General features: G+C 31.7%; 18 protein-coding genes and 1 riboswitch. Of the genes, 5 read left to right on the forward strand and 13 right to left on the reverse strand.

Annotated elements, in window-relative coordinates; genetic code table 11:
- Nucleotides 1-24: 24 nt before the first annotated feature.
- Together EYR00_RS15065 and EYR00_RS15070 are read right to left on the reverse strand one after the other, a co-directional pair.
- Nucleotides 25-1,023 (reverse strand): diguanylate cyclase domain-containing protein, encoded by a 999-nt coding sequence (locus EYR00_RS15065; RefSeq protein WP_003535697.1) that lies wholly within the window; start codon nt 1,021-1,023, stop codon nt 25-27.
- A gap of 139 nt (nt 1,024-1,162) precedes the next feature.
- The gene (locus EYR00_RS15070) at nt 1,163-1,525 is read right to left on the reverse strand and encodes a hypothetical protein (protein ID WP_003535696.1); all 363 of its coding nucleotides are present in this window, start codon (nt 1,523-1,525) and stop codon (nt 1,163-1,165) included.
- Between the two features lie 73 nt (nt 1,526-1,598).
- Here EYR00_RS15070 and EYR00_RS15075 point away from each other — a divergent pair, with 73 nt between their 5' ends.
- Nucleotides 1,599-2,291, forward strand: a complete 693-nt coding sequence (locus EYR00_RS15075) for a GTP pyrophosphokinase (protein ID WP_008792597.1) — start codon at nt 1,599-1,601, stop codon at nt 2,289-2,291.
- A gap of 27 nt (nt 2,292-2,318) precedes the next feature.
- On the opposite strand, the gene EYR00_RS15080 is transcribed toward EYR00_RS15075, so the two are convergent.
- Nucleotides 2,319-2,465, reverse strand: coding sequence for an IS3 family transposase (locus EYR00_RS15080; protein WP_369931495.1), 147 nt, complete (start codon nt 2,463-2,465; stop codon nt 2,319-2,321).
- A 352-nt stretch (nt 2,466-2,817) separates the two neighbouring features.
- On the opposite strand from EYR00_RS15080, the gene EYR00_RS15085 reads away from it, so the two are divergent.
- Nucleotides 2,818-3,309 carry an ECF transporter S component gene (locus tag EYR00_RS15085; RefSeq protein WP_003535694.1) on the forward strand — a complete coding sequence of 164 codons (492 nt, stop codon included), beginning with the start codon at nt 2,818-2,820 and terminating at the stop codon, nt 3,307-3,309.
- 25 nt (nt 3,310-3,334) lie between these two features.
- On the opposite strand, the gene EYR00_RS15090 is transcribed toward EYR00_RS15085, so the two are convergent.
- Entirely contained in the window at nt 3,335-3,937 is a 603-nt protein-coding gene (locus EYR00_RS15090) for a LysR substrate-binding domain-containing protein (RefSeq protein ID WP_081446366.1), read from the reverse strand.
- A 159-nt stretch (nt 3,938-4,096) separates the two neighbouring features.
- Between EYR00_RS15090 and EYR00_RS15670 the strand changes: the two genes are divergently transcribed.
- The 3 genes from EYR00_RS15670 to EYR00_RS15100 all read left to right on the forward strand — a co-directional run bounded on the left by EYR00_RS15670 (nt 4,097) and on the right by EYR00_RS15100 (nt 6,222).
- Nucleotides 4,097-4,870 (forward strand): aldo/keto reductase, encoded by a 774-nt coding sequence (locus tag EYR00_RS15670; protein WP_003535682.1) that lies wholly within the window; start codon nt 4,097-4,099, stop codon nt 4,868-4,870.
- Nucleotides 4,828-5,073, forward strand: a complete 246-nt coding sequence (locus EYR00_RS16155; RefSeq protein ID WP_418902988.1) for an aldo/keto reductase — start codon at nt 4,828-4,830, stop codon at nt 5,071-5,073. The genes EYR00_RS15670 and EYR00_RS16155 overlap by 43 nt, the downstream gene beginning before the upstream one ends.
- A gap of 318 nt (nt 5,074-5,391) precedes the next feature.
- Nucleotides 5,392-6,222 carry a class I SAM-dependent methyltransferase gene (locus EYR00_RS15100; RefSeq protein ID WP_003535680.1) on the forward strand — a complete coding sequence of 277 codons (831 nt, stop codon included), beginning with the start codon at nt 5,392-5,394 and terminating at the stop codon, nt 6,220-6,222.
- Nucleotides 6,223-6,260: 38 nt separating this feature from the next.
- Here the strand turns inward: EYR00_RS15100 and EYR00_RS15105 are convergent, their stop codons facing one another.
- The 9 genes from EYR00_RS15105 to EYR00_RS15145 form a co-directional block, all read right to left on the reverse strand.
- Entirely contained in the window at nt 6,261-6,665 is a 405-nt protein-coding gene (locus EYR00_RS15105) for a GNAT family N-acetyltransferase (RefSeq protein ID WP_008792592.1), read from the reverse strand.
- A gap of 42 nt (nt 6,666-6,707) precedes the next feature.
- Nucleotides 6,708-8,015, reverse strand: a complete 1,308-nt coding sequence (gene lysA, locus EYR00_RS15110) for a diaminopimelate decarboxylase (protein ID WP_003535675.1) — start codon at nt 8,013-8,015, stop codon at nt 6,708-6,710.
- 12 nt (nt 8,016-8,027) lie between these two features.
- Complete coding sequence (gene dapB, locus EYR00_RS15115) at nt 8,028-8,771, reverse strand: 4-hydroxy-tetrahydrodipicolinate reductase (RefSeq protein WP_009008852.1); 744 nt, start codon at nt 8,769-8,771, stop codon at nt 8,028-8,030.
- Nucleotide 8,772: 1 nt separating this feature from the next.
- Nucleotides 8,773-9,666: a 4-hydroxy-tetrahydrodipicolinate synthase gene (gene dapA, locus EYR00_RS15120; RefSeq protein ID WP_003535671.1), complete on the reverse strand. Its 894-nt coding sequence runs from the start codon at nt 9,664-9,666 to the stop codon at nt 8,773-8,775.
- A 9-nt stretch (nt 9,667-9,675) separates the two neighbouring features.
- A complete protein-coding gene (locus EYR00_RS15125) occupies nt 9,676-10,146 on the reverse strand; it encodes an ACT domain-containing protein (RefSeq protein WP_008792590.1) in 471 nt (156 codons plus the stop codon).
- A 60-nt stretch (nt 10,147-10,206) separates the two neighbouring features.
- A riboswitch (Lysine riboswitch) is annotated at nt 10,207-10,380 on the reverse strand.
- 246 nt (nt 10,381-10,626) lie between these two features.
- Nucleotides 10,627-11,961 (reverse strand): dicarboxylate/amino acid:cation symporter, encoded by a 1,335-nt coding sequence (locus tag EYR00_RS15130; protein ID WP_003535667.1) that lies wholly within the window; start codon nt 11,959-11,961, stop codon nt 10,627-10,629.
- A 226-nt stretch (nt 11,962-12,187) separates the two neighbouring features.
- Entirely contained in the window at nt 12,188-12,736 is a 549-nt protein-coding gene (locus EYR00_RS15135) for a sugar O-acetyltransferase (protein WP_003535665.1), read from the reverse strand.
- 93 nt (nt 12,737-12,829) lie between these two features.
- The gene (locus EYR00_RS15140; RefSeq protein ID WP_003535663.1) at nt 12,830-14,803 is read right to left on the reverse strand and encodes an ABC transporter permease; all 1,974 of its coding nucleotides are present in this window, start codon (nt 14,801-14,803) and stop codon (nt 12,830-12,832) included.
- On the reverse strand, nt 14,793-15,560 hold the full coding sequence (locus EYR00_RS15145) for an ABC transporter ATP-binding protein (protein WP_003535661.1): 768 nt from the start codon (nt 15,558-15,560) through the stop codon (nt 14,793-14,795). Before EYR00_RS15145 ends, EYR00_RS15140 begins: the two co-directional genes overlap by 11 nt.
- Nucleotides 15,561-15,577 lie beyond the last annotated feature (17 nt).

Raw genomic sequence — 15,577 nt, forward strand, 5'->3', positions numbered from 1 at the left:
AAACAGTTCCCTTTCGAGAACTGTTTAGAGTTGATATATAGATATTCTGTTTCGACCATTATTTTTACTTAAATATAGTGCTTTATCGGCATTAGACCACAACTCTTGATAATTTTTACCATGTTTAGGATAATATGCTCCCCCGATACTTAAAGTAATTGTGCTGCTTCTATCAATTGTTGTAATATTCTTCTGCCAATTTTGTTTAAATTCTTTAATAGTCTTTTCAATTGCATCATAATTAGCATCGTCTAAAGCCAGATAAATGATAAATTCATCACCGCCAATGCGACCACAAATTCCTGATTTAAAACTTTCTTGCATTGTATTAGCTAATTTTATCAAAACCTCATCACCATACGGATGACCATTATTATCATTAACTTCTTTAAAATAATCTATGTCTAATACTAAGATCACTCCATACTGATGATTACTCATCGCTTCAGTAACTTCTTTTTCAAGTGATGGACGATTTAATATTCCAGTAAGATAATCATGTCTTAAATTATAGATTACTTGTTGATTGGACATCTCTAATTCCTTCGTCTTTTCAGCAATTTCCTTTTTTAACTGAGCATTACTTTCTTCGACAATCCGTTGTGGGAAAAACTCATCATCACCTTGACTATAATCCGGTACTGATTGATGAACATGGATAATCTTCCACTGCATATCATGATATTCAATAATAAAGGTTACTCGTGATGAAAAACTATAGACTAACTGGTCGTTACTATTTTGTCGGCCCTCAATTTGGCCAATTACTACAAATAAGTTATCAGCTAATTCAGTTCCCTGATACCATTCATCTTCAATTATAAAAGTTCCATCCCAAAGTTCTGCTTCTTTATTCAAAGCCGTCATAAGTTCTTGAATGTTGCGACTAACCTCGTGAGCTCCCGTCCCAATGATTGTAATCCTTTTATCAATTATATCTTCTAATAACTTATAATTACGCTTCCCAAGATACTCATGGGCTATATATTGACAAAAGATTTCAGCATCTTTTACTGTTTTCATCTCTGACTCCTTTCATTACTACTCTATTAAATAGTATAGCATATTTCAGTTATATTTAGGACATAATAAAAGACTATCAGTAAAGTGAGTTCCAAAAGTTGGATATAACCAACTAGAAGAATTCGCTTCACTGATAATCTTAAGAAAATAATTCTGCAAAAAATGATTTCTTTTTAATTTCTTTACTACTTACACAATAACTTGCCTTCAAAGTACCCGTAAGTTCCTTTCCTTTGCCAGCGCCTAGGACAATTGTATATTCTCCATTATAATACTTAGCTTGATAATCTTTTTGATGATCAGCTAGTGCTTGATCAACATCATCAACACTTTTAATCCAATCTTTATAGTCTTTAATTAAGTCATCTTTTGTTTCATACATTGTCTTAATATCTTTATCACTATTACTATTGGCAATTATTTTATATTTTGGGTCATTACTTGAAGCATTTACTGATACAATATTCATCATAATTAATAATACTACAATTGTTTTTTTCATCTAGTTCACCTCAAGTTCATTATTACCAACTATGATTAAGTTATACAAAAAATATTTAATAAAGGGGTATTTTATGACTAATCGAATTATGCAAAAGGAAATTGTCAGTGATCCTTTTACCGCACTAGTTCCTAATACAGATATAACTGACACTTTACAAGAATTTATGGCGCTGCAACAACTTTATGATGCGGGAATTAAAGAAGTAAGAACAAAATTAGAAATTCTTGATGATGAGTTTAAAATAAAACATGATCATAATCCTATTCATCATATGGAATATCGTTTAAAATCTGTAAACAGTATATTGGGAAAACTAGAAAAACGGGGCCTAGAAGTATCTTTAGATTCTATTGTAACTAATTTGACTGATATTGCTGGTGTTCGCGTTATTTGTAATTATGTTAGCGATGTCTATAAAATTGCTGATTTATTAATAAAACAAAGTGATATTAAACTTATTGCCAAAAAAGATTACATTAAACATCCCAAGGAGAATGGTTATCGTAGTTTACATCTAGTTGTTGAAGTTCCTATCTTCTTAGCAGAGAAAGTTCAGCCAACTACTGTAGAAATTCAAATTAGAACGATTGCGATGGACTTTTGGGCAAGTTTAGAACATCACTTGCGATATAAAGCTGATAATGAAGTTCCTGATGGAGTTCGTGATGAGCTAATTGAATGTGCTAAAACAATTTCTAATCTGGATTATAAAATGCAAGGTATCCATGAGGAATTAAATAAACCAAAGAAAAAAGTGATTTAGTGTAGTATTCCCAAAAAGTTGGACACATTAAATTAAAGCTAAATCTTGAAAGGATTGTTGTCTATATGCAAGTGGACTCAATCCTTTTCTTTTTGTATTGATTCTCTCGTTATTATAATATTCGATATATTCACTCATTGCAGCTTTGAGTTGTTCTCTTGTTTTAAACTCTATTAATCAATTCGATTCTTTGTTCAACAGATATGGTTGTTCTTCCATGTTCTAATCCTATTTCTCCAAGTGAATCAAATATCCTAGACCAGCGAAGAACTTAATTATAAAAACTTCATGTTTAATTCCTGGTGGTCCTTTTATGCATTCACCATTTTTTATGTTTTTAAATACATTCTAATTTAAGTTCTTTACTCTACTTCATATAAAAAGTGACCTCCTAAAGTTGGTCACTACATAGATTACTTTTTCTCTATATTAATTTAAACTGTCCTTTTAAAATATCTTATTATTGGTTATTAAGATATGGTCAATATTTTGCTATTATATTATCAATTCTAAAGGGGGATTAGAAATGATTAATGAAAAAACAAATCAACTCGCAAAAACAGCACTAATGATAGCCCTAATTTTTGTTGGAACATTCAGTATTAGAATTCCCAATCCAGCTACTGGAGGATACTTTCATATGGGCGACAGTATGATCTTTTTAAGTGTATTGATTCTAGGTAAAAGAGATGGTGCCTTTGCTGGTGCATTAGGAGGTGCTTTAGCCGATTTACTATGTGGTGCAGCTATCTGGATCGGACCAACTTTAATTATTAAATTCATTATGGCCTGGATCATGGGAATTATTTGGGAACAGTATCCAAGTAAAATAATAAGTGCAATTGGTGGTGGCGTTTTCCAAATTATAGCTTATACAGCAGCTGAAACTTTTTTATTTACTTGGCCCGCTGCACTTGGAGCTTTACCTGGTCTAACTATGCAGACTGCTGGTGGCATTATTATTTATGTTATCTTAGCAAGAGCTTTACAGACAACAAAATTATTAAACAGTGATTAAAGAGTTACTGCATTTCAGCAATTTTTTATAAATTTATTTTATTAATTGCAATATAGTTGATAAAGTTTTCTGCAGCTGCTGAAATATAATCTACTTTATTATAAACTAGATAGATTACACGGTAATCTTTTTTTAATTTTAAAGGAATGACCTTTAAATCAAATTCTTTTAAAAATGATGTATTAGCAGCGATTCCTACACCAAACCCTTGATTGATCATCCCACCAATCAATAATTCATTTTCCTGTTTAGAAATATAGCGGGGCTCCAATTTATGTTCTGCAAAAATTTCTTTAACTGTTTGAGCAATTACTAAATCATCAAGATAGCCTACTAAATCATAGTTTACTAATTCTTCTAAACTTATCTCCTGCTTATTTGCAAGTTCGTGATCTGGTGGAACAACAGCAACAAATTCCTGATATAAAACAGGAATAAAAACTAATTCTGGAGCAATTATTTTTCCACAAAAACCTATGTCATATTTATGTTCTTTTAGCCCTTTAATAATATTTTCTGTTTTATCAGTTTGAATTTTAAACTCTGTTTGGGGATATTGCTGGAGATAACCTCTGATTGTATCTGGAATATATTGTGATGATAGTGTATGAATTATTCCTAATTCAATCGGCTCTCTATTTGGACCTCAGATAGCTGCTAATTTTGTTAACAGTGAAGCCGGCCCCCTTGCCTATAACAATGTCTATTTAATTGCTATTGGTGTTGCAATCATCGGTCTTATCTTAAATACTTATTTAATCAAAAAAACTGCTTAGGAGATGAAAAAATGGAATATATTAACATTAAAGGTTTAGACAAACCGATTTCAAAATTAATTATGGGTACAGCCTGGTTTAATCCAGCCTTTGAAGAAGAAATTTTTACAATGTTGGATCAATATGTTGCTGCTGGAGGAACAGTAATCGACACAGGTAGATTTTATGGGGCAAACAAAGATGGAGAACATGCTTGTGAATCTGAACGAGTTTTAAAAAAATGGTTTGATTCTCGTAATAATCGCGATCAATTAGTAATTATGGATAAAGCATGTCACCCAATTATTACCCCTGAAGGCTGCCATCATCCAGAGTATTGGCGAGTAAAGCCAGATATTATTACTGACGATCTTCATTATAGTTTACTTCATACAGGGTGCGATCATTTTGATATTTACTTACTTCATCGCGATGATCCTAGTGTCCCTGTCAATGAAATAATGGATCGTTTAGAACAGCATCGTCAAGAAGGTTTAATTACTACTTATGGTGTATCCAATTGGGAACTAGATCGTGTTCAAGCGGCAGTAGAATATTGCCAACAAATGGGCTACCAAGGATTATCAGTAAATAATCCATCTTATTCTTTAGCCCATGTCGCGAAAACACGTTGGCCTGGCTGTGTCTATGCAGATGACGATTTTGCTAAATGGCATCAAAATAAAGATGTTACTCTATTTAGCTGGCCGCTCAAGGACACGGTTTCTTCGCTGATATTTACGATGATAACGCACCTCAGGACATTAAAGATGCTTTCTTTACTCCAGAAAACTTTGAACGATTAAAACGAGCTAAAGAATTAAGAAAACTCAAAGGGGTTCCTTCAATCAATATTGCCCTTGCATATGTACTTGACCAGCCATTTGATGTTGCAGCTATTGTTGGCAGTCGTAATAAAAGTGAATTTGATTCATGTGCTGAGGCGTTAAAAATAAGATTAACTCCTGCTGAAATTGATTATCTATGTCTTAAAACAGACAAATTATAAATTAATAAAAGCCATAGCAGTTATGGCTTTTATTAATTGTTTTTACTTTACAAATACTATATAATTTAATTACGGTAACTATTAAGGAGATGATTTTGTCCGGCGCACTTGATGTTACATAATCAGTAACATAAGTGAAACGTGGAAAACTTAGATAATCAAAAATGCATAATTTTTTACCTGTCAAAAACAGGTTTTATTGTTATGCCCAAATGATTATTTTAATTTCCACATTAATAGTCAAAACTCTTAACTGTGGAAATAACCACAGTTTTTTATTTTATCTAGTTACCGGATCATACGAAAGGACAAAACACGATGAAAGATATATTAAAACAATTAAATACGCGACCTAAATTATTTGAACAAAGTACAGCAAGTATTTGGGACGACCCTCATATTTCAAAAGGCATGTTAAAAGCTCATCTTAACGAGAACCAAGAATCAGCTACCCGTAAACTTGACTTTGTAAAAAAATCAGTTGCCTGGATCAATACTGTACTACCTAATCATCATTATAACAACTTACTTGATCTTGGTTGTGGCCCCGGTATTTATGCTGAATTATTCTATCAGTATGGTTATCAGGTTACTGGTATCGATCTATCAAAACGGTCAATCAGTTATGCTCAGGCTTCCGCCAAACAAAAAGGATTTGATATTATTTACCTTCGTAGTGACTATACCAAATCGAACTTTAGACAGCACTATGATTTAGTTACTTTAATTTATTGTGATTTTGGTGTCCTTCCTCCTGCTACTAGGAAAAAGCTCTTGCAAAAGATCTATAACACATTATCCCCCAAAGGCGCTTTATTATTTGATGTCTTTACTCCTTTACAATATGATGGAGCGGTAGAACATAAAAATTGGCAAATAAATGAAAATGGTTTTTGGCATAATGACTGGCACTTAGTTTTAAATGCTTTTTATCGTTATGATAATGTCCATACATTTTTAAATCAGTATACTGTCATTAACGAAGATAGAATAACTACTTATAATATCTGGGAACATACTTTTTCCCTGAAAGAATTAGAGAAAGACTTAAAAAATGCCGGCTTTACTAAACTTGATTTTTATAAAGATGTCATTGGACAAAAATATGATAAAACAAGTAAAACTATTTGTGTAATTGCCCAAAAATAAGACTAAATAAAAATGACTCCTTAAAAAGTCATTTTTTATTAATAATTCTTATTCAGATAAAACATTGGTTTTGCTTTTTCATTAACTTCAAAACCAAGATGTTCATAAAAACCAACAGCAGTATTTACACCAATCAAACAAACTTTATGATAGTCCTTATAATGTTCCAGCATCATTTGCATCAGTTTTTTACCAATTCCATATTTTTGATATTGTGGATTGACTAAAACATAATGAACATAAGCAACCATGATACTATCGTCCATCGAAGCAACCAGACCAACACACTTATCATTATCCCAAGCGCTAAAAACACTTCCATAGTTTTTTATTGCCTGTACTAATTGAGCAGGATAGTTCGCTGACTCCCACTCTACCGATTTAAATAAATCAACTAATCTCTCTTGCGAAATCTCTTTAATATTCTTATAGGTTAATTCCATAAATTCCTCCATCTATGTTTAAAGCGGCATATGCCGCTTTAATTAATATTTTGAATCAATGTCGTAATAAACTAAATCATCAAATGTCTGGCGACGAATCACTTCACGATCCTTACCTTCATACGTAAATACCACTGCCGGTTTTGGCAATTGATTATAATTTGATGACATTGAATAATGATACGCTCCTGTTGAAAACATTGCCAGAATATCTCCGGGCTCTGGGTCTTGTAACATAATATCCTTAATTAAAATATCCCCAGATTCACAGTTCTTTCCAGCAACAGTAATTAGGTGATCCGTCGGCATTTCTGCTTTATTTGCAATAATAGCATCATATTTAGCAGCATATAAGCTAGAACGAATATTATCAGTCATCCCACCATCAACTGTAATATAATCACGAATATCTTTAATATATTTAGATGACCCGACGGTATATAATGTGATTCCAGCATTTCCTACACAATAACGACCAGGCTCAACTAGGACCATCGGACGTTTTAATCCCCGAGCATCAAATCCTTTAGTAATGATTTCCATGATCGTATCAACTACTGTTTCAAATTCTAATGGGTTATCAGCAGCTGTATAAGCAATTCCAAAACCACCACCTGCATTTAATTTATTAATTACAATTCCAAAAATATCATAAATTTCATAAGCAATTTCAACAAATTTATTCATTGCTAAAACATACGCTTGAATATCTTCAATTTGGCTGCCAACATGACAATGTATTCCATCAAAATTAATATTTGGAGCATCAATTACCTTTTTGATTGCTTTTAGATATGTATTATCATGGCTGCTAAAACCAAATTTTGTATCTTTGGCACCAACTCGAATATAGTCATGACCTCCTGCATAAACCCCCGGTGTGATTCTGACAATCCCATTTATTTTGACACCTAATCTCGAAGCAATTTCTTGGACTAAATCTATTTCATAAAAATTATCTATTACAAAATTTTCTACCCCGTTTTCTAACGCGTATTCTATTTCTGATGGTAATTTATTATTTCCATGGAAATAAATCTTTTTAGGATCAAATCCACTTTTTAAAGCAACTGAAATCTCACCCGCTGATACACAATCGATTCCAACACCATATTCTTTAGCAATTTTATAAATTGCAATACAAGAAAATGATTTTGATGCAAATAATGGTAGTGTATTTTCATACTTTTCAATCATTTTCGTTTTTAATTTATTAAATTGATGTCTAATATGTCCTTCAGACATAACATATAAAGGTGTTCCATATTTTTTTGCTAACTCTGTTGCTTTAACATCATCTATGTATAAGTTATTATTTTTAATTTGTGCAAATTCCGTTTGTAAGACCATATTTTCCCCCTATTAATATAATGATTTTAAAGTAAATAAACCATTATCTTTATCATTTAGTGCATAAGCAGCACTAATCGCACCTTGAACAAATACTTCTTTTGATAAAGCCGTATGCTTGATTTCAATAATTTCATCTACTCCCGCAAACATAATCGTGTGTTCCCCAAAAATTGTTCCCCCACGCAATGACTGGATCCCAATTTCTTCTTTCTTTCGTTTTTCATGACGACTGCTGCGATCATAACACGCTTCTACGCCATCAATTTCCTCAGCCATAACTTCATATAATAATTCAGCAGTTCCTGAAGGTGCATCAATTTTCTGATTATGATGTTTTTCAAGGATCTCAATATCATATCCTGCGTCATAAAATTCTTTTGCGAATTGTCGTAACATTTTTGTAACCATCTGCACCCCAAATGATGTGTTATATGATTGAAAGATAGCAATTTCTTTAGATGCTTCTTTAATTTGATCAAGCTGTTCTTGACTATAACCTGTCGTAGCAATTACTAATTTTGTTTGATTCGCTAATGCATACGTTAAAATATCATTTAAATTGTTCGGATGAGAAAAGTCGATGATGACATCGGCTTTTTCATCGCACTCTTTTAATGAACTATATGTTTTTTCAGGAACTTTTTCATCAAATTCATAACTTACAATTCCCATTAATTCCATATCATTTTGACTTCTTACTTTATGGGCAATCTTTTTCCCCATTAATCCATATCCATATACTAATACTTTCATCTTAAAACCCCAACTTTTCAAATGCATCCATCGCATCAAACAATAATTTTTTATTTTCTTCGGTTGTTTCAATCAAAGGCAATCTCAATGTCGGTTTACATACATTCATTCTTGCTAATGCAGCTTTAGGCATAATTGGATTAACATCAATGAACAAATAGCGACATACCGGCTCAAGAGCATAGGCCAATTCTTGAGCTTTAGGTAAATCACCTTTTAATGCTAATTGAGCCAACAATTCAGTTTGGCGTGGATAAATATTTGATAATACTGAAATAACTCCTTTTCCTCCGGCACAAATAAATGGCAAGATATTATCATCACATCCTGAATACATATCAAAATCCATACCTTGAGTTTTAGCTAAAACTTCCATTGCATATGCAATATTATCTGTTGCATCTTTCATAGCAACAATATTTTTATGTTTAGCTAATTCAACAACTGTTGCAACATTAATATTTATTCCCGTTCTTCCTGGAACATTATATAAAATCATTGGAATATCTACTGCATCAGCAACTGTCGTATAATGTTTGATCAAACCACGCTGACTTGTTTTATTGTAATATGGAGTTACAACTAAAATTGCATCAGCCCCTTTTTCTTTAGCATAATGTGCTTTCTTTAAAGCTGTTGCGGTGTCATTTGATCCTGCTCCAGCGATAACCTTTACACCAGTTCCCGCTGCCATCTCTAATGTAATATCTAATAATTTAAATTCATCATCAATATGAATCGTTGCAGTTTCACCAGTAGTTCCATTAACTAATAAAGCTTGTACACCGCCATCAAGCATTCTTTGAACCTGACATCTAAATCCATCATAATCAATACTTCCATCTTCATGCATTGGTAATACTAGTGCTACTGCACTACCTTCAAAAATAGCCATAATTTCCTCCTATATATTTAAGCCAAAAGCTTCATCTAATTTTTTCATTGCTAATTCTTTGTGTTTCTTATCAACAATAAACGAGATTGTTCGTTTAGAGGTTGTTACTTGATAAAAATGAATGTTGTTATCCCCTAAAATAGTAAATACTTTAGCCGCTGCCCCAGGGGTCGTTTCTAGTAATTTTCCCCCAACTGCAATTTTAAAATATTTACGATTAGTCGCAATTTCTAATTGCTTAACCTCATCTTTTAATCTCATAATTGCATCATTAAGATTCTTTTGATATTTTTCATCAAGTGTAATCTCAATTTGCATCGCATCTTCAATCATTACTTGAGAAATCATATCTACATTTACCCCACACTCACTCAAGATTGTAAATATCTTGGCAATAATCATTGGGTGTTTAGGAACATTTCTAAGTTGTAATTGAATAATATTTTCTTCGTAGCTCACTGCATCAATAATATTTTCCATCATTGTTCTCCTTTACAAAAAAAGTTGCAATGAGTATCATTGCAACATAAACAGCGTATGAACAATGATAGCTCACCATTATCTATTGATAATGACAGTCTTATAGATCTTCACTATAAGCCCAGAGGATAAACGCATGCAATCATTTATCTCTTCGGCGAACGCTCCTCCCTTTTTACCTGGTTTGCATCTTATGGTAAAAACTTCTTAACAATTCGCGCCTCTATCTAATATCTGTTTACAATATATCACAATAGATATCATATTACAATACCAATTATACCGCTTTAACCAGTGTTTTTATATAAAAACATGCTCATTTTTGGCTTTATCAATAATTTATATGAAACAAAATCATAAAAATGTCAAAATTATACAAATAAAGAAAAATAACTATTCTTGATTATTTTTCCAGATAGATTGTTTTCACTAAAATATGAACATAAAAAAGCTATGAATTTATCTTCATAGCTTCTATTTTTAAATTATTTCTAAATCCGGCTGTCCGATTGTTTCATTATTATAAACAGCAAGGTCTAATTCATTTTCACTTCGGGCAACTAACATTGCAGCACTAGCGGCACCAACAACATTAGTTGCTGTTCTTGCCATATCTACAATACTTGAAATAGGTGCTAATAAAACAATAATTTCAATCGGTAAGCCTGCTGAAGCAAATAATGCAGTAGCAGTAATGGTTGCAGTACCAGGCACCCCAACAGTTCCAATTGATACTACTACAGCTAAAACAATTAAAAATATATACTGGCCGATTGAATAATCAATCCCCAAAACATTTATTGCGAAGACTGCTAATAAAACTGGCCAAATTCCTGCACATCCCGGCATACCTAGATTAGCCCCTAAACTAGCTACAAATGAAGCAACATCTTCATTAACTCCTAGTTTCTTTGTAAGTTGTCTAACAGTGACAGGAATTGTCCCAATACTACTTTGAGAAGTGAATGCTACTACCCCAGCCGGCCAAATTCCTTTAAAGAAATTAAGCGGATTTAACTTTCCTACCACCTTTAATAAAACACTGGTTACCCCAAAAATTTGGATTATACTCAATAAATATGCTAATCCTAAGACGCTCAATAGCGGAATCAGATCACTTAGAGCACTCTTGCTTACTGCACGTGCAATCAATGCTAATACAGCATACGGTGTAAAGCTAATAACAAAGTTAACAACCTCTCCCATCACACGATTTCCGGCATCTATAAAATGCTTAAACGGTAAAACAGCTTTTTGCTGATTACGGGCAATCTTATTGTAGGCAATCGCAACAATTACAGCGAAAATTACAATAGGTACTACTTCGCCATTTACCCAACTGTTAGCCAAATTGCTTGGAAATAAATTAATGATCGTATCGATGAATGCCGGAACTTCCACCGCTTTATAATCACTTGCCAATTGATAATTTATGCCACTTCCAACTTTAGTTACTACTGCTAAGGTCAGTGTTATAGTACTAGCTAGTAGGGTGTTTAATAATAAAAATATTATCGCTTTGGCACTTATTTTCTTTAATTTGATCGATGTTCCTAAATTTGTAATACTTGAAATAATACTGAATAATAATAGCGGGATAACGATCGCTAAGATCAAATGCGAATAAATCGTTCCGATTGCTTCTAAATACAAATAATGTCCTTTAAAAATCAATCCTACGGCTACCCCAAAAACTAATCCTAAAATAGTTAAAAGCCCAAAATCATACTTCTTCACTTTACCTAGAAAATAGATAATTGCGAAGAAAACACCTGCAAGAAGCACGGCTCCTAATTCAAAAATATTTATATTCATTTAACTGTCCTCTTTCCTTAATAAATTTATTTAACAACATTATTAATTATGACAACAGCCATACATTCGTTCCCATTCAAAAATCTTTTTATTTTTTAATATCTTTACGGAAATCATCCTATCCCTCTTTTCCTACTATATTAGTATGATATAAATTTATACTATTGCTGGACAAATGTCAAGAATAATGAAAAGTTCTTAGCAAAAGCTTAAGAACTTTATAAAATCATATCTTCTTTTTTAGTTGACATGGATTGCCATAAGCTAGTACGTTAGCAGGAACATCTTTAGTTACCACACTGCCTGCTCCAATAACGCTATTATCGCCAATCGTAACTCCTGGTAAAATAGTACAGTTTCCACCAATCCAAACATTATTCCCAATGGTAACTGCTTTCCCAAATTCAATTTCTTTTAAACGCTCTTGTGGATCGATTGAATGACAGGCAGTATATATTTGGGTATGTGGACCAATCAGAGTATTATCACCGATCTTAATTTCACAAACATCTAAAAACACACAGCCGTAATTAATCATAACATCTTTTCCCAAATAGATATTACAGCCATAATCACATTGAAATGGCGGATGAATCCAAAAATTACCGCTTGTATTAATAATTTTTTTCATTAAGCGGCTTCGCATATTATATACATGAAAACACCTTTTATTATACCTATGCAAACGCCGCGCTGTCTTATCATACATATAGATCAGTTTTAAATCTCGGGGATTATAAATTTCTCCCGCTCTCATCTTTTCAAACTCACTCATTTTATCACCTACTTGTTATCATCATAACATATAATCTATACCTCAATTACTAGTATATAAAATTGAAGTGAATCCCCTCGTCAGTATAATCCTCTACTTATCTTTAATAATACTTTTACTACACTGGTATGTGATGATAAAATAACCACCATAAATAATAACTAAAAAGATTCCAGTCGTTATAATAGCATCAAATACATTAGCCTGATTAAATGTTTGCAGCATTATATTGCAAACCTGGATACCAAAAATTGAATGAATCAATGCTAAGATAAGCGGGAAAGCAAAATAAACAGCTATTTGCTTAAATAAAGAACGATTAATCATTTTTTCATCAACACCAACGTTCCTTAAAATCTGATATTTTCCTTTATTATCAATGCTTTGTGACAACTCTTTGAGTGCCAAGATAGCAGCACAAGAAATCAAAAATACAATTCCTATATATAAACCAATAAAGATAACCATAGCTCCCATAGACACACTACTACTTGAAATTTGAATTCTTGTATTAATCAATAAGACATCAGAGCTATAACTGTGCATTTTTTCATCTACTTCGTTTCTTGTATCCTGATCATTTGCAGCATAATTACCCACTAAATAACTATCAGCAGGAATAAAATTACTAACCGCTTCATCTGGAACAATATACACTCCCATACACATATGACTAGACTGCATTGATAAAAAACCATTTTGACATTTATCAAATTTACTCTGATATATCTTTCCGTTTAACTCAATAGCTGGTTTTTCTTTAAGAAATTGATTTCGACTAAACATTAAATTTTCATAATTCCCCATTACAACATATTCGTCTTTTAAATCATAAGTTGGTAAATTATATATTTTAGCCAATTTATTATAATCACTAAGTTTAATAATATCTTCACAATTATTCAAATAACTTTCACTTACATCTTTAAAGGCACTGCCAAAAGTATCTCTATATGTCAATTGTGAAGTACGATAAGTCATAAATGTATAAATGTTTTTTAAATCATCTAATCCTATTTGCTTTTGAGACAAATATTTTGTAATTGATAAATTATCAACACTTACATCTTTTTGCATTTGAATATCAACTGGAGCTAACTCATTTATCTCTTCTGTTGCAGAATTATTTAACGCAAAAGCACTTGAAAAAATACAGATTGTTAAAAAAAGCATTAAACAAATTACCGTTGTTGAAAGTACTGTTGTATTAATCTTACTACTAATTTGTTTAACCGTAAAACTATTTAAATTTTTGAAATAATAATTTTTAGATGCCATAACAAATTTTAAAATCAAACCTGAAATAGACCAATAGATTAAAAACGTTGCGACAGCACCATAAATCATTTGGAAAAGCACTGAGCTGCTGTTCGTTAAATTACCAGCTCCTGCGGTAACGTTATAATAAGCATAACTTAATAATACAACAGCACCAATAAAGATCCCTATACAAAGATAGGTATTCTTTAATTTAACTTCTTCATTTTGTCTATTTGCTGTCAATAATTTAATTAATTGTTGGCGATTTACTTGAATCGTATTAAAAACCATAACCAGAAGATACATAATCCCAAAATAAATCATTGTTTTTATCCACGCACTTAAAGAGAAAACAAATGTAAATTTAGTCATGTCTGCTTCAAACATATTAGCTACAACAATCGACATTACTTGAGATAGAGCGACTCCTAAGACTAAACCAATTACTAATGAAATCAAACCAATTGTTATAGTTTCAACTAATAGTATTTTAGAAATCTGTTTTTTTGACATTCCTAATATCATATATATCCCAAACTCTTTTTTTCTTCGCTTCATTAAAAATTGATTTGCATAGACAATTAAAAACCCTAATATAAATGAAACAAATACACTTACGCCTGACAACACATTATTCATTAGTTTAATAATATCTTTAGTTGAACTATTTAGTTTCAGCATAACTGTTTGGCTTTCCAAAGAATTGAAGATATAAAAGATTGCCACTCCAAGGATTAATGTAAAAAAATAGATTGCATAATCTTTAAAACTTTTTCTAATATTCTTTAATGAAAGATTAAATAACATCACTTACATCGCCCCCAAGCAAAGAAACAACATCAATAATTTTATCAAAAAATTGTTTACGAGTAGCTTCACCTCGATTAAATTGATTAAAGACCTTTCCATCTTTGATAAAAATCACTTTAGAAGCATAGCTGGCACTAAAAGCATCATGAGTTACCATTAGAATCGTTGTTTGATAGTCTTGATTTAATCTTTGAAGTCGTTCTAATAACATTTTAGAACTTTTAGAATCTAACGCTCCAGTAGGCTCATCTGCTAAAACAAGTTTAGGATTTGTAACAATGGCCCGCGCACTAGCTACACGCTGTTTTTGTCCTCCAGACATTTCATAAGGATATTTATTTAAAATATCTTCAATATCTAATTTTCTTGCAACAACTTTTATTTGCTGTTCAATTGCTTTAGCTTTAAAATTTTGAATTTGTAAAGCCAAAGCAATATTTTCATAAGCTGTTAGCGTATCTAATAAATTAAAATCTTGAAAAATAAATCCTAGTTCTTCACGTCTAAACCTATTTAGATCATTACCTTTAAGTTTTGTAATATCCTGACCTTCAATATAAATATGACCACTTGTAACTTTATCAATAGTTGAAATAACATTCAGTAGTGTAGTTTTCCCTGAACCACTAGCCCCCATGATAGCAATAAATTCACCTTTATCAACATTCATTGAAATATTGCTGATAGCTTTAGTAAGATTACTCTTATTTCCATAATATTTACTAATATTTTCAATCGTTAGAATATTTTCCATAATCTTTTCTCCTTTAC

Source organism: Thomasclavelia ramosa DSM 1402, from assembly GCF_014131695.1.
Classification (GTDB): Bacteria; Bacillota_I; Bacilli_A; order Erysipelotrichales; family Coprobacillaceae; genus Thomasclavelia; species Thomasclavelia ramosa.